Source organism: Arthrobacter sp. MYb224, from assembly GCF_002975455.1.
GTDB lineage: Bacteria > Actinomycetota > Actinomycetes > Actinomycetales > Micrococcaceae > Glutamicibacter.
Genome location: NZ_PCPU01000003.1, coordinates 148,363 through 174,525, shown reverse-complemented (window position 1 = coordinate 174,525; position 26,163 = coordinate 148,363). Strand labels below are relative to the sequence as shown.

The following is a 26,163-nucleotide window of genomic DNA, read 5'->3' as shown; positions in this document are numbered from 1 at the left end:
GTTGTGTTGAACGATCCGCTAGGCCGAATCAATGCGTTTCTTGCCATGCATCCAGATGGCGATATCGAGTGTGCGCAGCAGACTGAGGTGTCTGGCTTCAGGTACGCTACTGCGCAACTGACGGGCGAATTCGGTCACGACGACGAGGCCTTCGATCTGTAGGTGCATCGCCTGCCACCATTGGACCCAGTAAGTGGAGTCTGCTGAACCGAGCTCGCGCATGACTACGCTATCCTGAATCGGAACAAGCGCGGGACGCTTGCGGGCCATGAGTTTGCTGACGGTAGTTGCTCCCATTTTCCATAGACTTCCTTCCTCATCGCGTCGTAGGAGATTCCAAAGCTCCTGTAGTGCGGACTCGGATTGGTACATTTCAGCGGTGCACCCTAGATCCTCTATCGCCAGTTGCGATGGGATTCTCCCCAGTACTTCGGTCAAGGCTGACGCGCGTTTTGTGAGGATGGTCCAGGCCGGTCGTGGTGGCACGTTAACGGAGAGGAAAGAAACTGCGACAAGATCGGTTGCGGTGATTACGTTGGGACTGTCGTCGGGTGTGCCGAGATGCTCGAAGCGTCTGCCGATGGCGGGCCATTGCCCAGAAACTACCGGGTTACTTCCGGTGAGATAGGTGCGAAGGTATCCGATCGCGCGTTCCGACGGGATTACAGAGCCATCAGCTTGTAGGTTGCTCAATTGGCCTTTTATGTAAATCCATACATTGTGGCCGAGTGACTGTGCGGTATGCAAGATCGTAGGTCGTCCTTCAATATCGTAAGTAATTTTCGCACCTAGGTTACGGATCTAATTTGTAGTACCGGTCATGCTGTTACCTGTATGAGGGCTTGATTTCTAGGCATGATCGAGCTCAACTATTGGCAGCTAGTTCGCAGGAAATATTCTCTCAGGACAGATTGCCTAGAAATTGCGGTATTTGTCGTAGAAATCGACGTTGCGCAAATTACATTCATTGTTAATGTCCTCAGGCTACTAGTTCACGTGCTGCAAATAGCTGAACCTCGTGAATGATGATGATTTCTCGAACAAGCTCAGCAGTATGCAGTCATGAGTACGGAGCAATCCGGTCTTGTGGGCAGGAAAACAAATTTAGGTCCGTTAGATTCCGAATCGTCGGAATCTAACGGACCTAAATTTCTGTTTCACCTTTACTACTTAGTTGTATTAAACGGCCTTCATGCGGGCCACATTCTCCTGCACCACAGCCTTGAAATCGCCACCGGATGCGACAAAAGTATTGCGCTGCAGCTGGTATTCTGCGCCGCGCTCGATGAGTCGGACAATGCCCTGCAGTTCGTCCGGGCATCCGAGCTGCTCGGCGACCGGGGCCAGTCGCTTCACTTCGGCGCGCAGATGGTCAGTCACCAGCATCTCGTCGCCCTGGGCGTTGAGGATGATTATGGCATCCAGCCCATAACGGGCGGCCCGCCACTTGTTCTCCACCCGGTACCATGCAGGCATGACTGGAACCTTGTATCCGGCCTCAATCGCCATGGACATGTCGTGGACCAAGCACTGGGTCAAGGCAGTAATGGCTGAGATATCTTCTAAGGAACTCATTCCGTCACAGATACGCATTTCCACGGTGCCGAGACGATTGACTGGTCGGACATCCCAGCGAATCTCTGAGATGTCATCAATAACTCCGGTGTGGAGCATATCGGCCACGTAGGCTTCGTATTCCGACCATGAATCAAAGTGGAAAGGAATCCCTGCGGTTGGCAGCTGCTGGAACATTAATGCACGCTGCGAGGCATAGCCGGTGTCTTCTCCACCCCAGTATGGGCTGGAGGCGCTGAGTGCTTGGAAATGCGGCTGGTAGTTGATCAGACCATCGGTGATTGGCAGAGCCTTGTCGCGGTCATCAAGTCCTACGTGTACGTGAATGCCGTAGATGACCATTTGCCGTCCCCACCATTGGGTACGGTCAATCAAGTTTGCATAACGCTCTTTGTCGGTGACGGGCTGTGAGATCGGGGCGGCAAAGGGATGCGAACCAGCGGAATACAAGTCCACACCGTGTTTTGCAGCCACCTCGTTGAGCATGCGCACATTGGTGCGTAGCTCTTGCGCAGCTTCAGCGACGGTGTTGTGAACCCCGGTAACTATCTCAACTGTGTTCATCAGCAGTTCGGGCTTCACCGTGGGGTGCTCATCCTCGCTGCTTAGCCCTGCATCTTCCTTGAGCTGATCAAGGATTTTTTCGGCGACCGAGCACAAGTCCGCACTTTCGCGATTGACCAAGGCGATTTCCCATTCAACACCAATGGTGGACTGAGAAGACTTGGCGAACTCGATTTTCTGCACGGCGCTCCTAATGCTGACGTCTCGGACGGAAGGCTCCGGAGCCGAATAAAACTAGACGGTTAAACCATCGAATTATTCGAAGGCCTTCCATTCTTATTGTAAGTTTTGCGTCACCCCTGCCATGACATTCATCCGGTGGGAGGTGCATCACTATAGATTAGTGCGGTTCCGCCTCGACGGCCACACGATTCTGGCCGATACGGGCAAGAATGAGCGTTGCGTGCTTCTTCGCCGACTTCGGGGCACCAGCCAGCAGGATGCGGCGCAGCTCCTCGGGCAGCACATCCACTCCGCGCTTTTTGATATCCAAGCTGCCAATGCCGTTGGCCTTCACCCAGGACTTCAACTTCTTCACGTTGTAGTCGTGGACTTCCAAGACTTTGAACCCGCGGGCGAATGGGGTCTGCAACTGCTCTGCGTGCGTGAAGTAGGCAATGTGCTCATCCAGCAAGTGTCCGCCGGTGGATTCGAGCAATGTGGAAATCAGGTGCGAACGAATCACCGCACCATCGGGTTCATAGAGATGTGCTTGGAGTTCGCCTACCGGAGCCAGCGGATCCTGCTCCACGGTGAGCTCGCTGGTCAGTTCGTGAGCACCGGTTTTATCGATGACCAGGGCCGCGCGGGCCACGTCCGGGCGTTTCAGCTTGCCGAACCACAAGCCGGCTTCGATTACCGAGCCGTGATCGGATATCCACACCGCCTCGGCACCGGCCGGAATCGCTTCATGCGGCAGGCCCGGGCCGAGCTTCACTCCGACGTCCAGTCCGGAGTCCACGAGCTTCTCCACGAAGGACAGGGGAGGGGAGAATGCCTCCGGGTCGAAGAGTCGGCGGGTACTGCCTGTTGCGTCGGTGCGTCGGGCCGGGTCCAGCCATACGCCATCGATGCCGGTGAGGTCCGCGGTTTCGGCGCTGCCGTGCACAACGCGGGCATTTTCGAAGGGCATCAAGTTCAAGGTGGTAGCCGCGGCGGTGGTTTCATCCTGTTCCACGGCAGTGACCTGCAATCCGGCGCTGGCCAGGGCGATCGAGTCGGCACCGATGCCGCAGCCCAGGTCGGCCACGTGGGTGCTGCCGGCCTGAACGAAGCGGCGGGCGTGCAGCCCGGCGATGGTCAGGCGGGTGGCCTGCTCAAGCCCTGCGGGAGTGAAGATCAAGGTATCGGCAAAGGGGCCAAACTTGACCCGGCCGCGGAAGCGCAGCTCGGCTTGGGAGATCACCGCACGCACCACCTGGGCGTCATGCCCTTCCTTGCGAAGTTTTTCGTTCAAGGACCACGCCGCGTCCTTGGTTGCCGCCATGGACGGATCGACGGTCGCCAATAGAGCCCACCCCTCGGGGGAGAGGAGAGCCGCGAATTGGTCGTTGAGTGTTGAATCATTTGAAGCCTGAGCCATGGAACAAGCCTATCGTCATCCGGCACCCTTCCCGGCGTTCGGGGTTTCGAGGCTACGGGGAGGTACTACGGACATAATGTGACAAATGCGCGTCATATTAATGGGGCTTGTTCCGAGCTATCAAGCTCTATGAAATACAGCGGGAGGCGCTCAAATCCGAGGCTTTTGCGGGCCCGTCCGTGCAAAGGTCGGCGAAGGTGGCCGATCGCTAGAGCAAGCTTTGCTAATTCTTACATATGTGAAGGCCAAGCAAAGCATGCGTCTTGAATGGGGCACCTTCCATCTCGTCCGCCATGCCAGCGGCCATGCTTTAGTCTTCTCCAGCCCATGAGGAGAAGCGGCGTGGGCCTGCAGCCTCGAAGGCGCCGCCATGGTGAGCGGGGGAGGCGCTCGCTAGTCCCGTCCCTGCTGTGGCGCACGTCGCATCGACCCCGCCTTCTCGTGTTGTATGTCACCTGTGAACAAACTTAGGCAGAGCACGAGTCAACCCGCAGCGGTGCAGCGTGGCACCGCAGTGGAGAATCCAGCAACGGGAACAGATCCGGCCCAGCACCAGCTCAAACGCGGGCTGAGCAGCCGCCACCTGCAGATGATCGCCATTGGCGGCTCGATTGGCACCGGGCTGTTCGTAGCCTCCGGCGGCACCATCGCCCAAGCCGGCCCGGGCGGCGCACTGCTGGCCTACGCCGCGGTGGGCCTGATGGTCTACCTGCTGATGCAGTCGCTGGGGGAGATGACCGCCAAGATTCCGGTGGCCGGTTCCTTCCAGACGTTCGCGACCCGTTTCGTCTCGCCTTCCTTCGGCTTTGCCATCGGCTGGAACTACTGGTTCAACTGGGCCATCACCGTCGCGGCAGAACTTGTCGCCGCCGGCATCGTCATGAGCTTCTGGCTTCCAGATGTGCCGGGCTGGATCTGGGCCGGGGCCTTCCTGGCGGCGCTCACCGCGCTGAACGCCCTGTCTTCCAAGGCCTTCGGCGAAGGCGAATTCTGGCTGGCCATGATCAAGGTGGTCACCGTCGTCGCCTTCCTGGCCGCCGGCATCCTGATGATCTTCGGGGTGCTCGGCGCGCAAACGGATCCGCTGGCCAATTGGCGCGAAGGCAAGGACGTCTTCCACGGCGGCTGGCTGTCCATCGTCTCGGTCTTCATGATCGCCGGGTTCTCCTTCCAGGGCACCGAGCTGGTGGGCGTGGCCGCCGGTGAGGCCAAAGATCCGCGCCGCGAGGTGCCCAAGGCCATTCGCCGGGTGTTCTGGCGCATCATGCTTTTCTACATCGGTGCCATCTTCGTCATTGGCTGCCTGATTCCCTTTGCCGATCCCAGCCTGCTGGCCAGCGGCGAAGCCGATGTGGCTTCCTCGCCGTTCACCCTGGTCTTCGAACGCGCCGGCATCGCCTTTGCCGCCGCCGCGATGAACGCGGTCATCCTCACCGCCATCCTCTCCGCGGGAAACTCGGGGCTCTACGCCTCGACCCGCATGCTCTACTCCATGGCCCATGACGGCAAGGCGCCCAAGGTCTTCGGGCGCACCAACTCCCGCGGGGTGCCGATCATGGCCTTGCTGGCCACCTCGGCGGTGGGCCTGTTCGGCTTCCTGACCGCGCTGGTGGGCCAGGGCGCCGCGTACATCTGGCTGCTGAACGTCTCCGGGCTGTGCGGGTTCATCGTCTGGGTGGGAATCGCGATCTCGCATTACCGCTTCCGCCGGGGCTATCTGGCACAGGGCTACAGCGTCAAGGACCTGCCCTATCTCGCGCCGCTGTTCCCGCTGGGACCCATCGTGGCCTTCGTGATGCTGATCGCGGTGATTGTCGGGCAGAACTATCAGGCGGTGATGGCCGGGCATGGACTGGAAGTGCTTTCGGCCTACATCGGGCTGCCGCTGTTCCTGGGGCTGTGGCTGGTGCACCGGATGGTCACCAAGTCCAAGGTCGTCAAGCTTTCCGAGATGGATCTCTCCGCCCCGGAGGACATCGAGGAGTCGGCCGCAGTGCGCTCTGGGCGAACCAGTGTGACGAACTCGGTCAATCGTTAGCACTCGCCTTGACCGAGTGCTAATCCACGGCCTAAAGTCATCTGTGGGTGTCCAGTTGAACAGGATTTTTATCCAGTTCAATAAGACACACCGCCTGACTGGATCACACCAACTGGCACCGCGACGACGGTTGGTCCAATGCCATAGGGCGAAACCCTACATTCATTGGTTCATACACGAAAAGGAGAGACCATGTCTGTCTCCATCAAGCCACTCGAAGACCGCATCGTCATCAAGCAGGTCGAGGCCGTAACCACCACCGCTTCCGGTCTGGTCATCCCTGACTCCGCCAAGGAAAAGCCACAGGAAGGCACCGTTGTTGCAGTAGGCCTCGGCCGCGTTGACGACAACGGCAACCGCATTCCACTGGACGTTGCCGAAGGCGACGTGGTGCTGTACTCGAAGTACGGCGGAACCGAGGTCAAGGTCGGCAACGAAGAGTACCTGGTGCTCTCGGCTCGCGACGTCTTGGCTGTCGTCGTAAAGTAACGCCAACCTCGCAGCTCTCCGGTCCCAACTCCTTTAACGCGAACGCGTTTGACGGGGTTCGGGGCCGAACTGCGACCGATGCTATTTCAGGAGTTAATGCATGGCTAAGCAGCTAGCATTCAACGAGGAAGCGCGACGCGCCCTCGAAGCGGGCATCGATAAGCTCGCAAACACGGTGAAGGTCACCCTTGGCCCACGCGGCCGCAATGTGGTGCTCGCCAAGAGCTGGGGCGCCCCGACCATCACCAACGACGGTGTCACCATTGCGCGTGAGATCGATCTGGAAGACCCATACGAGAATCTTGGCGCGCAGCTGGCCAAGGAAGTCGCCACGAAGACCAATGATGTGGCCGGCGACGGCACCACCACCGCGACCGTGCTGGCACAGGCACTGGTCAAGGAAGGTCTGAAGAACGTAGCGGCCGGCGCCGCACCGGGCGATATCCGCAAGGGCATCGAACTGGCGGTGGAGATTGTCGCCGAACGCCTGAAGGCCAACGCCGTGGCGGTCGAAGACAAGGTCGCCAACGTGGCAGCCATCTCGGCACAGGACGAGGAAATCGGCGCACTGCTGGCCGAGGCCTTCAAGACCGTGGGCACCGATGGTGTGATCACCATCGAAGAGTCCTCGACCACCGCCACCGAACTGGTCCTCACCGAGGGCATGCAGTTCGACAAGGGCTACCTGTCCCCGCAGTTCATCACCGACCAGGAACGCCAGGAAGTTGTCCTGGAAGACGCGGTCGTGCTGATCAACCCGGGCAAGATCTCCACCGTGGCAGAATTCCTGCCGCTGCTGGAAAAGGTGCTGGAGACCAAGAAGCCACTGCTGATCATCGCCGAGGACGTCGAGGGCGAAGCCCTGTCCACGCTGGTGGTCAACAAGCTGCGCGGCCTGCTGAACGTGGTTGCCGTCAAGGCTCCGGGCTTCGGCGACCGCCGCAAGGCCATGATGCAGGATCTGGCGATCCTCACCGGCGCCCAGGTTGTCTCGGCCGAGCTCGGCCTGCAGCTGGACCAGGTCGGCACCGAGGTTCTCGGTTCCGCCCGCCGCGTGACCATCACCAAGGATTCGACCACCATCGTTGATGGCGCCGGAACCGAGGAAGACGTCGCCGAGCGCGTAGCCCAGCTGCGTGCAGAGCACGCCCGCACCGACTCCGAATGGGACCGCGAGAAGCTGGCCGAACGTCTGGCCAAGCTCTCCGGCGGCATCGGTGTCATCAAGGTTGGCGCCTCCACCGAGGTTGAGCTCAAGGAACGCAAGCACCGCATCGAGGACGCAGTGTCCTCCACCCGTGCGGCTCTTGAAGAGGGCATCGTCGCCGGTGGCGGTACCGCACTGGTTGACGCGCTCTCGGCTCTGGACGAAGACGCACGCGTCGCCTCGGCGACCGGCGATCTGGCAGCCGGCGTGGGCATTGTGCGCCGCGCCCTGGTTCAGCCGCTGTTCTGGATCGCTACCAACGCCGGCTTCGACGGCGCGGTAGTAGCCTCCAAGGTGGCCGAAACCGGCCCGAACGAGGGCTTCAACGCCAAGACCGGCATTTACGAGAACCTGCTCAACGCAGGGGTCATCGACCCGGTCAAGGTCACCCGTTCGGCGCTGCTCAACGCGGCATCGATCGCTGCCCTGGTGCTGACCACCGAAACCTTGGTTGCCGAGAAGGCTCCCGAGGAAGAGGCTCACGCCCACTAGCAATACCAAGAAGCCGCCGCTTCCCCTAAAGACTTTAGTCTTGCGGGGGAGGCGGCGGCTTTTTGCTGTCTTGCCCGCCGCTCGCCGCGGGCCGAGGCGCGCCCACTGTGACAGAATCGGTTCGCCCCGGCCCGAGGGGTAAACACCGCACGTCACCCCGGTGAGCCCGATAGCCTTATCCGGCTCTGGTGCGCTCGCACAGCTTGCGTTATGCGCAAAATGAGCTGCCCTTGGTAGAATCTTTGGTTGTCCGGTGCCGTTCCCCGTCATCTTGGACAATTGCCCACCAATCGACGAGGAAAGCGGCACCGCGTGTCACCAGCGATCCCCAGCCCACGGAGCACCGTGCCGCGCACGGAATTCCGTGCCGATCTGCAGGGCCTGCGCGCGCTCGCCGTACTGCTGGTGATGTGCTACCACATCTGGTTCCAACGGGTCTCCGGCGGCGTGGACATCTTCCTGATGCTCTCGGCCTTCTTCCTCACCGGATCGCTGGCGCGCAAGCTCCAGTCCGGGGACAAGCCCTCGGTGCTGGGCAACTGGCTGCACCGCTTCTCCCGGCTGCTGCCGCAGGCGGCGCTGATCATCATCGCCACCGCGCTCACCGCCTGGCTGGTGCTGCCCGGAACCCGCTGGCTGGCGCTCATCCAGGAGGCCTTCTCCTCCCTGTTCTTCATCCAGAACTGGACGCTGGCCACCGCCGAAGTGGACTACTACGCCTTCAACACCTCCGCCGCCTCCCCGCTGCAGCACTTCTGGTCGCTTTCGGTCCAAGGCCAGATCTTCCTGCTCTGGCCGCTGCTGCTCATCGGCGCCGCGTTCATCTGGCGGCGCTGCTTCTCCCGGCACAGCTTCGCGAAGATCGCGGCCATCATGTTCGCGGCCATCTTCGCCGGTTCGCTGAGCTACTCCATCTACCTCACCGCGGCCGATCAGCAGCTGGCCTACTTCCACACCGGCACCCGGCTCTGGGAGTTCGCGCTCGGCTCGCTGCTGGCCCTGGGCCTGCCCGCCCTGTCCCGGCTGCCCGAGGCGCTGCGCCGGATCGGCGGCTGGGCCGGACTGGTGATCATCATTGGCTGCGGCGCGCTGCTGGACGTGCAGGGCCAATTCCCCGGCTTCCTCGCGCTGGTGCCCACCCTGGGCGCCGCCCTGCTGGTCATCGCCCCGGGCACCGCACGCCGGAGCAACCCCGCCGGCTGGCTGGGCAAGCCGGTGCTGGCGAAGCTCGGCGAACTGTCCTACGGCATGTACCTGTGGCACTGGCCGCTGCTGGTCTTCTACCTGCACCTGGCGCCGGTGGACCACGCCTCGCCGCTGGCCGGGGCGCTGCTGATCCTCGGCTCCATCGCGCTGTCGGCGGCGAGCACCCGCTGGGTGGAAAAACCGCTGCTGGCCGTGCAGCGCGCCGGCGCCCTGCCGGTGCTGCGCTTCCTGGGCAAACCGCAATTGGTCAGCCAGGCGCTGGTGATCGTGGTGGCCCTCTCGGTGGCCTCCGTGCCGATCGCCGCCTGGGAATCAAATGTCGAAAAGCGCCGCGCGCAGGCCGCCGCCCAAGCCCCGGAGGAGAACCCCGGGGCGATGGCCCCCGACACCTGGGATCCGTCCCCGGCGGCGCTGACCCTGCCGCTGCGCACCGAACTGGACACCGAATGGCAGACCCCGGGTGAGAACTGCAGCGGTGCACACACCCCGAAGGACCCGGCGATCCTGTTCTGCAACCAGGGCGGGGATCCGGCGGCCAAGCCCGATCTGGTGCTGCTCGGCGACTCCCATGTGCAGCACTGGTCGGAGGCCGCCGCACGCACCGTCGAAGAGGCCGGCGGCAGCTGGGTGATGATCTACCAGCCGGGCTGCCGCTACGGCTCCACCGACAACCTGGATGACCCCGAATGCGCCGCCTTCCTGCCCGCGGCCCGCGCCTACGTGGAGGCGCTGGCCCCGGAAATGGTGCTCACCGTGGCCACGCGCACCGCAACCTGGACCGACGACGCCGGGCGCAGCGCCGGAGCCCAGGAGGTCATGGCCGATGACTACGCCGGCGCCATCGAGCCCTTCGTGCAGGCCGGCAGCCAGGTGATCGCGATGCGCGACACCCCGCGCTATGAATATTCCATCCCCGAATGCGTGGACCGCAACCGGGCCGCGCCCGAGGCCTGCGATGCCCCGGCCACGGACAAGCTGGCTGAGGTGAACCCGGTGGACCGGTTCCTGAAGACCCACGATTACGGCTCCCGGGTGGTCTCGCTGGATCTGACCGGCATGCTCTGCCCGGAAGGCACCTGCAAGGCGGTGATCGGCAACGTGCTGGTCTACCTGGACGATTCGCATTTGTCCAAGACTTTTGTGACCAGCGCCGCCGACCGCTTCGCCGCCTCCTTCACGCAGGCCACCGGCTGGAACAAGGAATAAAAAACCGGCCCTGTGACGTTAGCTTAGACACAGATCACCAACGGGAATCGTCAGCACCCCAAAAGGGATCTACCATTTAAGCAACCTCCGCTTTCGCTCCGAAAGGTTCTTACGTGACTGAGTTCAACCCCTTTGCCTTTGAAGGACTCACCTACGACGACGTCTTGTTGTTGCCTGGCCCCACGGATGTGATCCCCTCCGACGCGGACACCACCACCCGCTTCACCAAGCGCATCAACATCCAGACCCCGATCAGCTCGGCGGCGATGGACACCGTAACCGAGGCTTCCATGGCAATCGCGTTGGCTCGCCAGGGCGGCATCGGCGTGATCCACCGCAACCTGTCCATCGAGAACCAGGCCAAGCAGGTGGACCAGGTCAAGCGCAGCGAGTCGGGCATGATCACCGACCCGGTCACCGTGCACCCCGGCGCCACCCTGGCCGAATGGGACGACCTCTGCGCCCAGTACCGCGTCTCGGGCCTGCCGGTGATCGATGAGAACCGCAAGCTGCTGGGCATCATCACCAACCGCGACACCCGCTTCGTGCCGCGCGAGAACTACATGACCACCAAGGTCTACGAGGTGATGACCGGCATGCCGCTGGTCACCGCCAAGGAAGGCGTCGCCCGGGATACCGTGATCGAGCTGCTCTCCAAGAACCGCATCGAGAAGCTCCCGCTGGTCGACGACTCCGGTGTGCTCACCGGGCTGATCACCGTCAAGGACTTCGACAAGGCCGAGCAGTACCCGCTGGCCACCAAGGACGAGGACGGCCGACTGCGCGTCGCCGCCGCCGTGGGCTTCTTCGGCGAAGGCTACGAGCGGGCGATGACGCTGATCGAGGCCGGCGTGGACGCACTGGTGGTGGACACCGCCAACGGCCACTCCCAGGGCGTGCTGGACATGATCGCGCGGCTGAAGAAGGATCCGGCCGCCGCGCATGTGGACGTCATCGGCGGCCAGGCCGCCACCCGCGAGGGCGCGCAGGCGCTCATCGACGCGGGCGCCGACGCCATCAAGGTGGGCGTGGGCCCCGGCTCGATCTGCACCACCCGCATCGTCGCCGGCGTGGGCGTGCCCCAGGTCACCGCCATCTACGAGGCGGCCAAGGCCGCCATCCCGGCCGGCGTGCCGCTGATCGCCGACGGCGGCCTGCAGCACTCCGGGGACATCGGCAAGGCCCTGGTCGCCGGCGCCGACTCGGTGATGCTCGGCTCGCTTTTGGCCGGCACCGCAGAATCCCCGGGCGATCTGGTCTTCATGGGCGGCAAGCAGTTCAAGGCCTACCGCGGCATGGGATCCATGGGCGCGATGGAAACCCGCGGCAAGAACACCTCCTACTCCAAGGACCGCTACTTCCAGGCCGATGCGCCGTCCAATGAGAAGCTGATCCCCGAGGGCATCGAGGGCCAGGTTCCATACCGCGGCCCGCTCTCCGCGGTGGTCCACCAGCTCGCCGGCGGCCTGCGCCAGACGATGTTCTACGTCGGAGGGCGCACCATCCCCGAGCTGAAGGCCCGCGGCAAGTTCGTGCGCATCACCTCGGCCGGGCTGAAGGAATCGCACCCGCACGACATCATGATGACCGTCGAGGCGCCGAACTACCGTTCACGCTAAAGCAGCCAGGCCCAGCGCCCCGGACCTTCCCCCAGCGGAAGGACCGGGGCGCTTTGCCATGTTCCCGAAGGGGCCGCAGGGTTTAAACTAAAGAGCACAGGAGAGGCGCACCCCGCGCGAGCTCGGGGACCTGCACGTCTCTCGCGGCTGCCAAGGAGCAAGTGATGAACAGCATCGAGCTATCCTTCGACCGGTACACCAGCGGCACCCTGCGCGATCGGGTCTTCGCCGCGCTGCGCAGCGCGGGAGTGAATCCGCAGGCCTTCAAGCCGGCTGACCTGCGCGAGGCGGACCATTTCCACACCGGCGGGCTGCAGGCGACCAGCTTCGTGGCGAATTCCCTCGAACTCGGCGCGGGAACCCGGGTGCTCGACGTGGGCGCCGGCCTGGGCGGGCCGGCGCGCTGTTTCGCCATGCGCGGCGCCCTGGTCACCGGGGTGGACATCACCGCCGAATTTGTGGACCTCGCCCGGGAGCTGGACGCGAACTGCGCGCTGGATCGATCCATCACCATGCTGCAGCGCCCGGGGCACGACACCGGGTTGGCCGACGCCAGCTTCGACGCGGCGGTGCTGATGCACGTGGGCATGAACCTGGCCGACAAGCCTTCGGTCTTCGCGGAGGTCTGGCGGCTGCTGCGTCCCGGGGCGGTCTTCGGCATCTACGACCTGATGGGCACCAACAACCTGTCCTACCCGATGCCGTGGGCTGAGCGGGCCGAGGCCTCCTTCGTGGAATCCGCCGCGGACTACGCCGGCGCGCTGAAGGACGCCGGGTTTGCGGTCACCGGGCAGGTCGAGCGCACCGTGGAGGTGCTCGAGGTGCTGAAGCAGATGCGCGGGGCATTGGCGGCCGGAACCGACCCGCTGGCCACCCCGCTGGTCCTGCGCGAGGACGGCCCGGCGGCCATGGCGAACCTGAGCGCGGCGATCACCTCCCGGCAGCTGGTTCCGCTGCTGATGCTCGCAAGCAAGCCGGGGGACCGGCCCGCATAACACCTAGTTTCCCCTGCGCGGAAGCTTATCCACAGTCCGCGCTCCGCACGCTCACCTCCGTTTGTCCGGGCGCATACTCGAACCCATGAACACCACCGCCCTCGGGGACACCCTCAGCCAGCTGGACCGGGAGCTCACCGAGCTCACCGGCCCAGCCGCCGCGGCTTCCCCGAGCCTGGCGGGCACCGACCTGCGGGCCCTGTTCACCGGCACCACACAGCTGCTCAGCACCTTGCGCGAACACCTGGCCGGCACCGAGGACCCGCGCCTGGCCCTGGAACTGGCTTCTGCCGGACAGGCGCTGGCCGATGAAGCCGCCCGCCTGCGCGTGGCCGCCGCGGACCGGATCGCGGCCACCAACGCCCACACCCTCCACCCGGACGAACTGGACGCGCTGCGCACCACCGGCGCCGACACCACCCGGGACGCGCAGCGCTGCACCGGAAGGCCCAGCTTCCTGGACCCCGCCGCCCTGCTCGCCTCTTGGCTGCACCTGCCCTACACCGAAGCGGCCGCCCTCATCCAGGACGCCAGTGATCTCATTGGCCGCCGGAACCCGGCAGGCCAGTCGGTCCCGCCGCGCTTCACCCACCTCGGTGCACTGTTCACCACCCCGGACCCCGACCGAACCCCGGTGCTGCATCCGTCCCTCGTGCAGGAGACCAGCCGCAAGCTGGCCAAACGCGAACCGAAGGATCTGACCTTCGAAGGCACCGGCACCGAACCAACACTGCGCCATACTGACGGGCGGGCGGTGGAAGAACACGCCGCCGACGTGCTGCGCGGGGCGCAGAGCGTGAAGGAAGCCGAGAAGCACGTGACGAAGCTGATCAGCAGCGCCGCCACCACGCCGGGCACCGCGACCAAAGCGTCGGTGCGGCGCGGGTTGTATGCGTTGCCGGTGCGCAATGCGCTCAGCCGGGAGTTCCTCTTGCGGGTGAGCACGCTGGAGGGCGAGGTGCTCGATTCGTTGATCGCGCAGGCCAATAATCCGCGCACCCGGGTGGGGCAGGCGGTGCGCACGAACCCCGGTGACCCTGCGCCGTCCCACGACGAAGCAGAAGCATCCGGCACCATCGACCCGACCAGCAGCGAACGAAACAGCACCGACGAGGATGAAGACGTGGCCGGGGCCGTGGATCCGAGCATTCTCGAACCGGCGGTACCGGAAGCCACCACCGAACCAAACACCGCCAGTTCGGGCCTCCCGGATTTCCTTCCCGAAGGGGTGGGCAACGAAGCACGCTGGGACCCCGAAGAGACCGAAACCATCGCCACCGTACCCGAGCGGGCGCTGAACGCGCTGCTGGACATCCTCACCACCACCACTGGTGGAGGGTCGCGGATCCGACCGGAGGTGATCGTGCATCTGAAGTTGGAGAACCTGCAGGATCTGGCTGCCGGGGATGCGCGGACCGCGCACGGGGTGCATCTGCCTCCCGGAGAGCTGAGACGGCTCTTGTGCCAGGCCGAGATCATTCCGGCGGTGTTCAATTCGAAGAGCGAACTGCTTGATTATGGCCGTGCCCAACGCATTGTGCCGGTGAAGCTCAAGCGGGCGGTGCTGGCCCGCGATGGCGGGTGCATTGTGCCCGGTTGCACGGAGCCGCCGGAGAAGGTGGAGTTCCACCATATTGATCCGTGGTGGCTGGGTGGGGAAACGAAGCTGGGCAATCTGGGGGCTTTGTGCCGTGGTGCGCATATGGATGCCGATGCGGGGCGGATCCAGGTGGTGCTGGTGGATGGGTTGCCGCATGTGATTTTGCCGAAGCATGTTGATCCGGAGCAGCAGCCGCGGCGTAATACGTATTGGGACTAGCCACCGGTTAGCGGGAGAACTCCGTCCACCGCGCGGGGCACGCCACTGGGGGAGCCAATGGCGAACGCCAAGGCCTGCGCGTCCAGTGGATGAAAGCGGCAGCCGTGCCCACGTAGAATGAAGGCACGGCGGCACCCACCGGTGCGCGGGAGCTACCCGCCTGCGCGTATCCGTGAACGAAGGACATTATCTTGGCACAACCCGCGAATCTGAAGAAGCTCGCCCGCGAACGCATGGAACGTACCGGGGAGAGCTATACGACCGCGCGCAAGAACATCCTGACCGACAAACCCGAAGGCCCCAAGGCCGTGCGCGCCGCGGCCGCCCGGAACTACGCCAAGGAAGCACGGGATGCCAGGGCGGCAGAGAAAACCGGCAAGAAGCCCAAGCCGGCCCCTGCGCCAGCCCCGGCACCGTCACCGGCGGAGGAGCTTCCCGAATACCCGGCTCCGACCGACGTTGTGCAGTACGACGCGGGCCTCTGGCATCGAGTGCTCACCCAGGCCGGAGTGACCAATCCCGCCACCGGCGAACCGATGAGCGAGGCCCTGCTGGCCGGTCTGGCCGGAGGCATCGGCTTCATGGTCTTCACCTTCGAGTACGAAGAGGTGACCACCGCAACCATCGTCACCCGCGCACACCCCGAGCCGTACACGCAGAACCTGCTCACCCGCAGCGGGGCTAAGGTCAACGAACGCACCACCGGTTCGGCCGAACGCGCCGCCGAATACCTGGACCACGCGCTGGACGCCGGACGTGCGGTAGTCGTGCGCGTGGCAGTCGGTGCCCTGCCCTGGATCGAATCCAGCGAGGTCGATGAGGCCGAAACCATCGACCTGGCCATCGTCGGCGAACACGAGGATGACCTGCTCGTCGACGACGGATCGGGCTCGCTGATGCCGATCAGCCCGAGCGACCTGGCCGCCGCCCGCGCCAAGCGCAAGAAGGAAAAGCATTGGCAGGCGTGGATTCCTTCGCGCCGTTCGCCCAAGCTGGAAACGCTCACCGCGAATGTGCTCGAGGCGATCACCGAAACCAACGGCCGGCTGCTGGGCACCGCCGAGCTGAAGGGGATCCCGGTGCATTTCGCCAACCGCTTCGGCATCGCCGGCATGCACACCTGGGCCGAACGGCTGCGCGACACCAGCACCAAGAAGGGCTGGACGCAGATCTTCGCCGATCCGCAGCGCTTGAGCGCGGGGCTGGCCCAGCTGCACGGCTTCATGACCGACACCCGCTTCGGCGGCTTCGGCGGCCTGCGCGGGCTCTACGCGGACTTCCTCGACGAATGCGCGGAACTACCCGGCTTGGAACCGCTGGCAGAACATGCCGCGGATTACGCGCAGCTCAGCGCCGACTGGATCGACCTGAGCGAAATGATCGATCCGGACGTGGATCCCGAAGTCCGCAGCGAGCTCTTCGGGCGCATGGCCGATCAGATGGAGCGCATCGCGCAGGCCGAGGAACGTGCCGCCACCGCCCTGGCGGGCACCCTGGCCACACTGAATCCGGCCGGCTAAGGCCGATCCACCCGCCCCGGCACGCGGAAAGCGGTGAGCTTGCTCACCGCCTTCTCCCGGAATCACGCCCCGTGCCTGTATTGGTGCGGGGCGTGCCGTGCGAGATAAAGCGGGAATCTGCGCGGAACTTGGTAACCTTGTCTGGTGAGTAACGAGATTGAGATCGGCCGTGGCAAGCGGGCCACGAAGGCATATTCCCTGGACGACGTAGCGATCGTACCGAATCGCCGCACCCGTGATCCCAAGGACGTTTCGGTGTCCTGGCAGATCGACGCCTTCCAGTTCAACACCCCTATCCTGGGCGCACCGATGGATTCGGTGACCTCCCCGGCCACCGCCATCGCGTTGGGCAAGCTCGGCGGCTTGGGCGTGCTGAACCTCGAAGGGCTGTGGACGCGCTACGAGAACCCCGAACCGGTGCTCGCCGAAATCGCTGGGCTGAAGTCCGAGGCGTCGGTCCGCAACGATTCGAAGATCACCGCGAAGCTCCAGGAGCTCTACGCGGCGCCGATCCAGCCGGAGCTGATCAGCTCCCGGCTCTCCGAGATCCGCGACGCCGGCGTGGTCGTGGCAGGCTCGCTGACTCCGCAGCGCACCCAAGAGCACTACAAGACCGTGCTCGATGCCGGCGTTGACATCTTCGTCATCCGCGGCACCACGGTCTCTGCCGAGCACGTCTCGCAGACCACCGAACCACTGAACCTCAAGCAGTTCATCTACGAGCTCGACGTCCCGGTCATCGTCGGCGGCGCGGCCGGCTACACCCCGGCCATGCACCTGATGCGCACCGGCGCAGCCGGCGTGCTGGTCGGCTTCGGCGGCGGCGCCTCCTCGACCACCCGGCGCACCCTGGGCATCCACGCCCCGATGGCCACCGCCATCGCCGATGTGGCAGCGGCCCGCCGCGACTACATCGAAGAGACCGGCGGACGCTACGTGCACGTGATCGCCGACGGCGGCCTGGGCAACTCCGGGGACATCGTCAAGGCGGTCGCCATGGGCGCCGACGCGGTGATGCTCGGCACCGCCCTGGCGCGTGCCGAAGAAGCTCCCGGCGCAGGATTCCACTGGGGCATGGAGGCCGTGCACGAGGCCAGCCCGCGTGGAGACCGCGCGCAGATCGGCACCGTCGGCACCCTGGAGAACGTGCTCTTCGGCCCGTCCCACGAGACCAACGGCACCTCCAACCTGGTCGGTGCGCTGCGCCGCTCGATGGCCACCACCGGCTACTCGACGCTCAAGGAATTCCAGCGCGTCGACGTGGTTCTCTCGCCCTACGAGTCGGACCGCTTCTAAGCTCCTTGCACCGCAGTCCCGCCACGCCGATCCCCGGCGCGGCGGGACTGCGGCGTTTAACCTGCCCCTCAACGAACGAGGAGGCGAGATGGTTCCCGAAGTGCGCAAGCTATCGGGTTAGGCCAATCTCACCCCGTGCCCAGTGGAACTTCTACAAGCAATCGAAGTACGGTTAGAGTGTGCTGAAAACCGCTCTGAAACCCAAATGGATCGCCGCATTGCTCGGTGCGTTGCTCGTGGCCACCGGATTTGTGGCCCTTTCGGGCTGGCAATTCGGGGCTTCCTCCACCGAACCGGCCGTCAAGATCGACGAAACCGAGGTTCCGGTCCCGCTGACCGAGCACTACACCCCGGGCGTGGAGATGCTAGGCACCAAATCGGATCAGATTGTCACCTTCTCCGGCGAATTCCTTCCCGGCACCGACGTGCTGGTCGAGGGCCGCGTGGACGATGACCGCCTCGGCAGTTGGGTGGTAACGGCCTTCGCCGTGGACGGCGCACCGAATGGCGAGGCGATGGCCGTGGTCCGCGGCTGGCAGCCGGAAACCGGCACCCCGTCCGCGGCTCCCGAGGGCTCGGTGGAAATCACCGGGCGCCTGCTGCCGCCGGAAGGCCCGGAGCTGAACCATGATGTGCGCAACACGGCGCTGGCCACCCTGTCCACCGCGCAGCTGGCCAACATCTGGGACCAGAACCTGTACTCCGGGTTCGTCACCGCACATGCACTGAGCGTCGATGGCCAACCAGCTAACCAGCCGGGCATCGATGCGATCTACGTCGGTCCGCAGCCCCAGGAGCCGCAGATCAACTGGCTGAACGTCTTCTACGGCATCGAATGGGTCGTCTTCGCAGGCTTCGCCTTCTTCCTCTGGTACCGGCTGGTGCGTGATGATTACCAGCGCGGCATGGACGAGATCGCCGAAGCCGCCGCGCAGACCGCCGCCCGCGAGAAGCACCTCGAGAACTAGCCCCCACCTCCCACCTTCGGAAAGGACTCCTTGCAGATGTCCAGCACCACTCCCGCCGCCCGCCCCCGCAAATTCGGTGGCACCCCGGCCCAGATCCGCTCGGCCGCCATCTTCTACAAGGTGTTCGCCTACGCCACCGGCGTGATGCTGCTGCTGCTGGTGGCGGAAATGATCTTCAAGTACTTCTGGCAGCTGGAGCTGTTTGTCGGCGGCGAATTGCTGGGCGGCACCGCCAACACCATTTCGATGCTCAACCGCGCCGAAATCAGCGGGGGAGTGAACATCTCCTTGGGCATCCTGATCGTGCACGGCTGGATGTATGTGGTCTACCTGTTCGCCGACTTCCGCCTCTGGTCGCTGATGCGCTGGCCATTTAGCCGCTTCATCACCATCGCCCTGGGCGGGGTGATCCCGTTGCTCTCCTTCTTCACCGAACGCACGGTGCACGCCGAGGTGGACGCCGAGCTGGCTGCCCACCCCAAGGCCGCCAAACGCTACTAGGCTGCTCTGCTTCATCCCCGTCACGCATCGCCGTGGCGGGGATTTTTGCCTACCGCGCCCGATGCATGCGCGCCGCCACACCCTCCGGGTGACGCTGATGACACGTCATGCGCTATTTCGCGCCCGGCGAACCGCGTAGACTAGAGCTCGTGACTACTGCTCCCCTCACCCCAGAACATAAGCCGGTTCTGGTCGTCGACTACGGGGCCCAATACGCGCAGCTCATCGCTCGCCGCGTACGTGAGGCCCGTGTGTACTCGGAGATCGTTCCGCACACCCTGTCCACCGAAGCCATCCTGGCCAAGAACCCTGCAGCGATCATCCTCTCCGGTGGTCCCTCCAGCGTTTACGCCGAGGGTGCGCCGAGTGTTGGTGCAGACCTCTTCGAAGCCGGTATCCCGGTCCTCGGCATTTGCTATGGCTTCCAGGCCATGGCAAACGCCCTGGGCGGCACCGTCGCGGAGACCGGCCTGCGCGAATACGGTTCGACCCAAACGACCTTCAACGGCGATGCCCGTTCGCTGCTCGCCGGTGCCGACAAGGCACCGAACGTGTGGATGAGCCACGGCGACTCCGTCTCCGAGGCACCTGCAGGCTTCGAGGTGCTCGCCACCACGGCAGGCGCCCCGGTCGCCGCCTTCGCCAACGAGGCCAAGCGCCTCTACGGCGTGCAGTGGCACCCGGAGGTCAAGCACTGCGAGTTCGGCCAGGACATCCTGGAGAACTTCCTCTACAACGGTGCGGGACTGAAGGCCGACTGGACCGCCGGCAACATCGCCGAGGAGCAGATCGAGCACATCCGCACCCAGGTCGGCGACGGCAAGGCCATCTGCGGCCTGTCCGGCGGCGTTGACTCGGCCGTGGCCGCAGCCCTCGTGCAGCGCGCCATCGGCGACAACCTCACCTGCGTGTTCGTCAACCACGGTCTGCTGCGCGAAGGCGAAGCGGAACAGGTGGAGAAGGACTTCGTCGCCGCCACCGGCGCGAAGCTCTACATCGCCGACGAACGCGAACGCTTTTTGACCGCGCTGGACGGGGTCACCGACCCGGAGACCAAGCGCAAGATCATCGGCCGCGAATTCATCCGTGCCTTCGAGGCCGCGGAGATCGCGATCCTGAAGCAGGAAGCCGGCAAGGGCGAACCGGTCAAGTTCCTCGTCCAGGGCACGCTGTACCCGGACGTCGTCGAATCCGGCGGCGGCGAAGGTGCTTCGAACATCAAGAGCCACCACAACGTCGGTGGCCTGCCCGAGGACCTGGACTTCGAGCTTGTCGAGCCGCTGCGCACCCTGTTCAAGGACGAGGTCCGCGCCGTGGGCCGCGAGCTCGGCCTGCCCGAGGAAATCGTGGGACGCCAGCCGTTCCCCGGCCCGGGACTGGGGATCCGCATCATCGGTTCGGTCAATGAGGAACGCCTGACGCTATTGCGCAAGGCCGACGCCATCGCCCGCGCCGAGCTGACCGCGGCCGGCCTGGACGAGGAAGTCTGGCAGATGCCGGTCGTCCTGCTGGCCGACGTGCGCTCGGTGGGTGTCCAGGGCGATCACCGCACCTACGGCCACCCGATCGTGCTGCGCCCGGTCTCCTCCGAGGATGCGATGACCGCAGACTGGTCGCGCCTGCCCTACGACCTGCTCTCGAAGATCTCGAACCGCATCACCAACGAGGTGGACGGGGTCAACCGCGTGGTACTGGATGTTACCTCCAAGCCACCGGGAACCATCGAGTGGGAGTAATCCCACAGCACTAGCTGGCACGGGTCCGCCCGTGGCCGCCAAGCGGAACCGCCTCACCTGCAGCGCCCCTCTAGGGGACCTTCGGTGAGGTCCGGTTCCGCTTGCCGGGTTTAAAACGTGTTTCGCGCCCCGGTTCTCACCGGTGCGTGCACTACGTTAGGAAGGAGGCGCGCTGTCATTGTGGCGCGCCGTGATGGTCGGTTCAGTGAAGGGAATAACTGTCGTGACTAGTGGCCAAAATGCTGCTGCCGAGCGCGTCGCCACCTGGGTGAAATCCCTGGGCCAGAGTGCCGGCGCCGACACCACCTTGCGATTTGCGCCGTCGATGTCGAACAGCATCGACATCACTCACGCAAATCCATCGGGTTTGGCCCAGTTTCTTGCAGGTCGGCGCACCCGCCTGTCCACCTTGCTGCATGATGCGGAGCAGTTTGCCGCGGCGCGGCGCACCGCGCGGGCGCTGAGCGCCAAAACCGCCGAGCTCTGGGAAGAGCGCGGCATCGACGTGGGCTACCTGGCCGCCGGTGTCGCCAATTGGCGTGCCGTGCACGAGGGCAAAAGCGAACCGGTATCCGCCCCGATCATGCTCGGCCGGATCACCCTGACCAAGCACCTGGACCACGACGACTACGACGTGCAGCTGGTAGGCCGCGCGGAGATTTCCCCGGCCTTCGTAAGGCAATTCGAATCCGACCACGAAGCCCGCATCGACGTGGACGCGGTGGACGCCGCCGCCTACTCCATCGCCCGCTTCGACCCGGTCCGCGGCATGGACGCACTGCGCCAGCAGCTCTCCGAGGTTCCCGGCGTGGTCATCGGCCACCGCCTGCTGGTCTCCACCTTCTCCGATCTGATCGACCCGGCCGACCCGGCGAAGCTCACCGGCTCGCACCCGGTGATCGAGGCACTGATCCGCGCCGAGGAAAAGACCGGCGAGCCCGCCGAAGCCGAGCCAGCCGCGCCAGCCAAGGCTCCAGCCGACGCGGACTCCGAGACGCCAACCGAGGCGGAACCCGAAGGCAAAACCGAGGAGCCGGGCGGCTCGCGGCTGCGCCGCGTCGCCAGCCTGATCAAGGACTCCTCCAAAACCCGGCGCTCCGGCGAGCCAATCGCTCCGGCGCCGGGCGGCTCCACCCGCAAGGTGCACACCGGAACCAGCGTGCTGGCCAAGAACAGCGACGAACGCGACCCGGCCGAAGAGCTTTACCTGCTGGACGCCGACGAATCCCAGGCGCGCATGCTGGACTACATCTCCTCGGGCGAATCGGTGAGCATCAACGCCGCCGCCGGCACCGGGGCCACGCAGACCGCGCTGAACGCCGCCGGCCTGCTCGCCGCCCAGGGCAAGCGCGTGCTGGTCGTCGCCGAGCAGCGTTCGGCCGCCGAGGAATTCGTGCGCCGCTTCAACGAACAGCTCGACGCCGGCAGCCTGCTGCTGGAACCCAACGAGGACCCCGAGGCGCTGCGCAACCTGCTGATCCGCGCGATCCTGCGCAACGAACGCGCCACCGAACCGCAGCTGGGCAGCCTGCTGGAAAAGCTGCGCGCAAGCCGCAATGCGCTGCACGAGCACGTCAAGTCGCTGCATTCGGTGCGCAGCCGCTGGGGCTGCTCGCCCTACCAGGCGATGCAGGAGCTGGCCCGGCTCACCTCGCTGGACCCGGCCCCGTCCACCACCGTGCGGCTCAAACGCTCGGTGCTCGACTCCATGGGCCAGCGCGGCCACGTCGCCGCGCAGCTCAAGCGCGCCGCGCAACTCGGCGCCTTCTCCAAATCGCACACCACCAGCCCCTGGTTCGGCGCGCCGCTGCGCAACCAGGAAGCCACCGAGCAGGCGCTCACCCTGGCCAGCGGGCTGGGCCGGGACCTGCCGATCCTGCACGAGCACATGCAGAAGATCGCCGCGCAGTCGCAGATCCGCCTGGAGGACAGCTACGACAAGTGGGGGGACCAGCTCCAGCTGCTGGTCGCCGTGCGCGGTTCGCTGGACAAGTTCGAGGCGGACATCTTCGAAGGCGAGATCGACGACCTGATCGCCGCGACCGCCTCCAGCGCCTGGCGCCGCGAGCACGGGGTGGAGATGGGTTCCATCGTCCGCTCCCGGCTGCGCAAGATCGCCAAGGAGTACGTGCGCCCCGGCATGCATGTCTCCGATCTGCAGGCGGCCCTGCAGGCGGTCTCCGTCCAGCGCGACGCCTGGCGGACCTACGCCACCAGCCAGCGGAACCCCGCGGTTCCCGGCGGGCTGCTGGATGTGGAAGCCGGATACCACGACGCCGGCGCGCGGATCGACAAGCTCGCCGCGGTGCTGCCGGCCCAGCTTGGTGCGCGGCTGCGCGAAATGCCGATCGCCACGCTGCTGGACACCATCGCCGCGCTGGTGGACCGCAAGGAAGACCTGGCCGAGCTGCCCGAACGCACGCTGATCGCCGAACAGCTCTCCGAAGGCGGGCTCGCGGATCTGCTAGCCGACTTCGCCGAACGGGAAATCGACGCGGACGCGGTGGACGCCGAGCTCGAGCTCGCCTGGTGGCAGTCGGCGCTGGAGGCGATGATCTCCGGGGACGACTTCCTCGCGATGAACGACGGCGCGAAGCTGGAGAAGATCGAGGCGGACTTCCGGCTGGCCGACGGGGCGCATATCGCCTCGGGCCCCTCCCGGATCCGCTGGGCGCTGGCGCGCAATTGGAAGGCCTCGCTGGCCGACCACCGGGCCGCCTCCAAGGCGCTGCGCGGCATCCTGAAGGACGGCACCCCCACCGTCGCCGGCCTGCTCGACTTCGGTCCGGCGCTGGTCAACTCGCTGACCCCGGTCTTCGTTTCGGCTCCGCTGCTGCTGGGCAGCGCGCTGCCGGCAGACACCGAATTCGATGCGGTGATCCTGCTGGAGGCCAACTACCTGACGCTGCGCGAGGTGCTCGATGCGGTGCGCCGCTCCAAGCAGGTCATCGCGATCGGCGATGAGATGCTCGGCGGCCCGAAGACCTTCGAGGTGTCGGTGGACCCCACCGCGCGGCTGAAGGAACGCAAGCCCGGGCTCTCCGCGCTCACCGCGCTGAACCGCGTGCTGGTCACCGGCACCTTGTCCACCGTGTACCGCGGCATCGACGAGGGGCTGGTCGAGCAGCTCTCGAACACCTACTACGATTCGGCCATCTCGCGCCTGCCCGTGGCCGTGACGATCACCGGAAGCAGCCCGCGGCTCACCGGGGTGTACGTGCCCGATGCCACCGGAACGCTGTCCAGCAGCGAGGAGGGCGTGCAGACCACCGCCGCGGAGGTCGCCAAGGTCGTGGACCTGGTCTTCGCGCACTTCGCCGCGCACTCCACCGAGTCGCTCGCGGTGATCGCCTCGAACCGGGCCCACGCCGCGGCCATCGCCGAGGCGATCCGCGTGCAGCTGCCCAACCACAAATACGCAATGAACGCCCTGCGCTCCAAGGTCGAACCCTTCGTGGTGACCACCATGGACCGGCTGATCGGGGTGCGCCGCGACGCGGTCATCTTCGCCTGGGGCTTCGGGCGGACCCCGCACGGCAAGACGCTGCACGAATTCGGTGCGCTATCCCGCCCCGGCGGCGAGCAGCTGTTCGTGTCCGCGATGACCCGTTCGCGCAAGCGGATGACCCTGGTCTCCGGGCTGCTGCCGGCCGATGTGGATCTGGACCGGGTGTACCGCGGGGCGCGGCAGTTCTTCGAGCTCTTCGGCCGCGTGCAGGCCGGGGATTCCGGCGTCAGCTCCATGCGCAGCCCGCGTTTCGACGCGCTCGTCTCCGATCTGGCCCGGCGCCTGCGCGAACGCGGCGCGATCGTGGCCGAGGACTACCGCGGGGTACTGGATCTTTCGGCCCACGCGCTGGATATGGACGGGGCGGGCGCCGTGCGCCCGCTGGCCGTGGTCTACGACGGCACCGAGCACTATGCCGGGCTGACCGTGCGCGAACGCAGCCGGCTGCGCCCGGAATTCTTCGAGAACCACGGCTGGCGCTACGTGCCGCTGTGGACCATCGACGTGTTCACCGACCCGGCCTCGGTCACCGACCGGCTGGCCCGCAGCCTGGAGCTGAGTCCCGCCGCCTCCGCGGCGACGCACACCGGGCCGCGCACCCGGGTGCCGATGGCCCCGCCGGTCTCGGCCAGCTCCGTCACCGCCGACCAGCCGGCCGCGAAGAAACCTGCGGCCAAACCGGCGGAGCAGCCAGCGCAGAAGCCCGCGCCGAAACCGGCGGCCGCGCAGCCCGCCGAGGAGGCGGTGCCGACTCCCGCGCCGATCCCGGCGCGCGCGGAAGGCGCAGAGCCGAAAACCGACGGGAAATGAGCAAGCCAGCCGGCCGGGTGAAGCGTCCGCGCGTCATCGCCCCTCCCCAGCAGCTGAGCGTCAAGGCCGAACTGACCGGCAGCTATGCGCCGGTGCCCGCCACCGAATCGGTGGATCGGGCGCTGGCCGCAAGCCGGGACGGTTCCGCGCCAGCCGCCGAGCAACCGCAGAACCCGCTGGACGAGCTGCGCGCCAAGGACGATGACCCGCGGATGTGGGGAGAGCCGGCCGAGGACCTGGCCGAAGCGATGAAGCGGGACAAGCCGCCGCACTGGGGCTAGTTCACCAGCACCGCGGAGACCTTGCCGCGCGAAACCGCCCCGGCCAGCTCATCGGAGCGGGCATTGGCGGCGGCGACCACGATGATCCCTTCGCCGGGCGTGCCGGCGGCGCTGAACATTCCCAGCTCGCCGCCGCTATCGCTGCTGGGCACCCAGAGCACCGGCACCGCGCGGGCGATGGTGCGCGAACTGATCTGCTGCTCGAACCCGTCCCCGGTGGTCAAGACGATATCCACCAGCTGGCCCGGATGAATCAGGGTCACCGTCGCCGGATCGCTGAGCCGGATGGGCACCGCGACGGTCCCGGCGGCGGAACCGGTGAGCAGATTCGGCCCGACCAGCAGGTGCTCGCGCAGCACCGTGCCCGCGGGGACCGCTACCGCCAATCGTTGGCCGAGCACCGCGGCCGGCTCGCTGATCACCTGCCGGTCATCGGGAGCCAGCGGAACGCTTTGCACCTCGATCTGCTGCGCGCTCACCGTGCGCCCGGCGGCGATATCCGCCAGCGCCACCACCACCTGCCGCTGGGCCAGCTGCCCGGTGGCCAGCACGTTCAGCGCCGCGGCCAACGCCAGCAGGGTGAAGGCCAGCGCCAGCGGCTTGCGGTAGCGGCGGAACAGCTCGCTGCGGCTGCGCGCCGCACGGATCCGGGGCCGCGGAATCACCGGGGTGCGGCGTGGGGATAAATTGCTCATGCCCCCAGCAAAACCCCGCCCGGCACGCTCGCCGCGCGCCCGGCGGCGAACTGTGG

Annotated in this window: 18 protein-coding genes; 14 read left to right on the top strand and 4 right to left on the bottom strand. The window is 65.6% G+C overall.

The features are described from left to right. Nucleotides 1–18: 18 nt before the first annotated feature. The 3 genes from CQ017_RS17855 to CQ017_RS06810 all read right to left on the bottom strand — a co-directional run bounded on the left by CQ017_RS17855 (nucleotide 19) and on the right by CQ017_RS06810 (nucleotide 3,721). Complete coding sequence (locus CQ017_RS17855; RefSeq protein ID WP_146112445.1) at nucleotides 19–747, bottom strand: DUF6308 family protein; 729 nt, start codon at nucleotides 745–747, stop codon at nucleotides 19–21. 432 nt (nucleotides 748–1,179) lie between these two features. After that, nucleotides 1,180–2,322 (bottom strand): glutamate--cysteine ligase, encoded by a 1,143-nt coding sequence (locus CQ017_RS06815; protein WP_105553094.1) that lies wholly within the window; start codon nucleotides 2,320–2,322, stop codon nucleotides 1,180–1,182. Nucleotides 2,323–2,479: 157 nt separating this feature from the next. Beyond that, complete coding sequence (locus CQ017_RS06810) at nucleotides 2,480–3,721, bottom strand: class I SAM-dependent methyltransferase (protein ID WP_105553093.1); 1,242 nt, start codon at nucleotides 3,719–3,721, stop codon at nucleotides 2,480–2,482. A 496-nt stretch (nucleotides 3,722–4,217) separates the two neighbouring features. Here CQ017_RS06810 and CQ017_RS06805 point away from each other — a divergent pair, with 496 nt between their 5' ends. The 14 genes from CQ017_RS06805 (at nucleotide 4,218) to CQ017_RS06740 (ending at nucleotide 25,412) form a co-directional block, all read left to right on the top strand. Beyond that, nucleotides 4,218–5,759 carry an amino acid permease gene (locus tag CQ017_RS06805; RefSeq protein ID WP_308729557.1) on the top strand — a complete coding sequence of 514 codons (1,542 nt, stop codon included), beginning with the start codon at nucleotides 4,218–4,220 and terminating at the stop codon, nucleotides 5,757–5,759. Between the two features lie 192 nt (nucleotides 5,760–5,951). Then, nucleotides 5,952–6,248, top strand: a complete 297-nt coding sequence (gene groES, locus CQ017_RS06800) for a co-chaperone GroES (RefSeq protein WP_096283020.1) — start codon at nucleotides 5,952–5,954, stop codon at nucleotides 6,246–6,248. A gap of 100 nt (nucleotides 6,249–6,348) precedes the next feature. Beyond that, entirely contained in the window at nucleotides 6,349–7,947 is a 1,599-nt protein-coding gene (groL, locus tag CQ017_RS06795) for a chaperonin GroEL (protein ID WP_105553092.1), read from the top strand. A 312-nt stretch (nucleotides 7,948–8,259) separates the two neighbouring features. Continuing rightward, nucleotides 8,260–10,359 (top strand): acyltransferase family protein, encoded by a 2,100-nt coding sequence (locus tag CQ017_RS06790; RefSeq protein ID WP_146112444.1) that lies wholly within the window; start codon nucleotides 8,260–8,262, stop codon nucleotides 10,357–10,359. Nucleotides 10,360–10,472: 113 nt separating this feature from the next. Continuing rightward, on the top strand, nucleotides 10,473–11,978 hold the full coding sequence (gene guaB, locus CQ017_RS06785) for an IMP dehydrogenase (protein WP_096283025.1): 1,506 nt from the start codon (nucleotides 10,473–10,475) through the stop codon (nucleotides 11,976–11,978). Nucleotides 11,979–12,142: 164 nt separating this feature from the next. Next, nucleotides 12,143–12,973 (top strand): class I SAM-dependent methyltransferase, encoded by an 831-nt coding sequence (locus CQ017_RS06780; protein ID WP_105553090.1) that lies wholly within the window; start codon nucleotides 12,143–12,145, stop codon nucleotides 12,971–12,973. A gap of 901 nt (nucleotides 12,974–13,874) precedes the next feature. Then, the gene (locus tag CQ017_RS18545; RefSeq protein WP_374954989.1) at nucleotides 13,875–14,792 is read left to right on the top strand and encodes a DUF222 domain-containing protein; all 918 of its coding nucleotides are present in this window, start codon (nucleotides 13,875–13,877) and stop codon (nucleotides 14,790–14,792) included. A 191-nt stretch (nucleotides 14,793–14,983) separates the two neighbouring features. Further along, nucleotides 14,984–16,312, top strand: coding sequence for a DUF4872 domain-containing protein (locus CQ017_RS06770; RefSeq protein WP_105553088.1), 1,329 nt, complete (start codon nucleotides 14,984–14,986; stop codon nucleotides 16,310–16,312). Nucleotides 16,313–16,456: 144 nt separating this feature from the next. Next, nucleotides 16,457–17,608, top strand: coding sequence for a GuaB3 family IMP dehydrogenase-related protein (locus tag CQ017_RS06765; RefSeq protein ID WP_105553087.1), 1,152 nt, complete (start codon nucleotides 16,457–16,459; stop codon nucleotides 17,606–17,608). Nucleotides 17,609–17,787: 179 nt separating this feature from the next. Beyond that, the gene (locus CQ017_RS06760) at nucleotides 17,788–18,576 is read left to right on the top strand and encodes an SURF1 family protein (RefSeq protein ID WP_105553086.1); all 789 of its coding nucleotides are present in this window, start codon (nucleotides 17,788–17,790) and stop codon (nucleotides 18,574–18,576) included. 36 nt (nucleotides 18,577–18,612) lie between these two features. After that, the gene (locus CQ017_RS06755; RefSeq protein ID WP_096283031.1) at nucleotides 18,613–19,077 is read left to right on the top strand and encodes a DUF3817 domain-containing protein; all 465 of its coding nucleotides are present in this window, start codon (nucleotides 18,613–18,615) and stop codon (nucleotides 19,075–19,077) included. Nucleotides 19,078–19,184: 107 nt separating this feature from the next. Beyond that, the gene (guaA, locus tag CQ017_RS06750) at nucleotides 19,185–20,813 is read left to right on the top strand and encodes a glutamine-hydrolyzing GMP synthase (RefSeq protein ID WP_374954985.1); all 1,629 of its coding nucleotides are present in this window, start codon (nucleotides 19,185–19,187) and stop codon (nucleotides 20,811–20,813) included. Between the two features lie 223 nt (nucleotides 20,814–21,036). Continuing rightward, nucleotides 21,037–25,131, top strand: coding sequence for a DNA helicase (locus tag CQ017_RS06745; RefSeq protein WP_181150509.1), 4,095 nt, complete (start codon nucleotides 21,037–21,039; stop codon nucleotides 25,129–25,131). After that, nucleotides 25,128–25,412, top strand: a complete 285-nt coding sequence (locus CQ017_RS06740; protein ID WP_105553085.1) for a hypothetical protein — start codon at nucleotides 25,128–25,130, stop codon at nucleotides 25,410–25,412. The genes CQ017_RS06745 and CQ017_RS06740 overlap by 4 nt, the downstream gene beginning before the upstream one ends. Here CQ017_RS06740 and CQ017_RS06735 read toward each other — a convergent pair. Further along, nucleotides 25,409–26,107: an RcpC/CpaB family pilus assembly protein gene (locus tag CQ017_RS06735; protein ID WP_105553084.1), complete on the bottom strand. Its 699-nt coding sequence runs from the start codon at nucleotides 26,105–26,107 to the stop codon at nucleotides 25,409–25,411. The genes CQ017_RS06740 and CQ017_RS06735 overlap by 4 nt on opposite strands. Nucleotides 26,108–26,163 lie beyond the last annotated feature (56 nt).

Excerpts from the sequence above, each read along its gene's own strand:
- CQ017_RS06755 (WP_096283031.1), top strand. The coding sequence starts at position 18,613 with ATGTCCAGCACCACTCCCGCCGCCCGCCCCCGCAAATTCGGTGGCACC.
- groL (WP_105553092.1), top strand. The coding sequence starts at position 6,349 with ATGGCTAAGCAGCTAGCATTCAACGAGGAAGCGCGACGCGCCCTCGAA.
- groES (WP_096283020.1), top strand. The coding sequence starts at position 5,952 with ATGTCTGTCTCCATCAAGCCACTCGAAGACCGCATCGTCATCAAGCAG.
- CQ017_RS06740 (WP_105553085.1), top strand. The coding sequence starts at position 25,128 with ATGAGCAAGCCAGCCGGCCGGGTGAAGCGTCCGCGCGTCATCGCCCCT.
- CQ017_RS06810 (WP_105553093.1), bottom strand. The coding sequence starts at position 3,721 with ATGGCTCAGGCTTCAAATGATTCAACACTCAACGACCAATTCGCGGCT.
- CQ017_RS06735 (WP_105553084.1), bottom strand. The coding sequence starts at position 26,107 with ATGAGCAATTTATCCCCACGCCGCACCCCGGTGATTCCGCGGCCCCGG.
- CQ017_RS06780 (WP_105553090.1), top strand. The coding sequence starts at position 12,143 with ATGAACAGCATCGAGCTATCCTTCGACCGGTACACCAGCGGCACCCTG.
- guaA (WP_374954985.1), top strand. The coding sequence starts at position 19,185 with ATGCGCTATTTCGCGCCCGGCGAACCGCGTAGACTAGAGCTCGTGACT.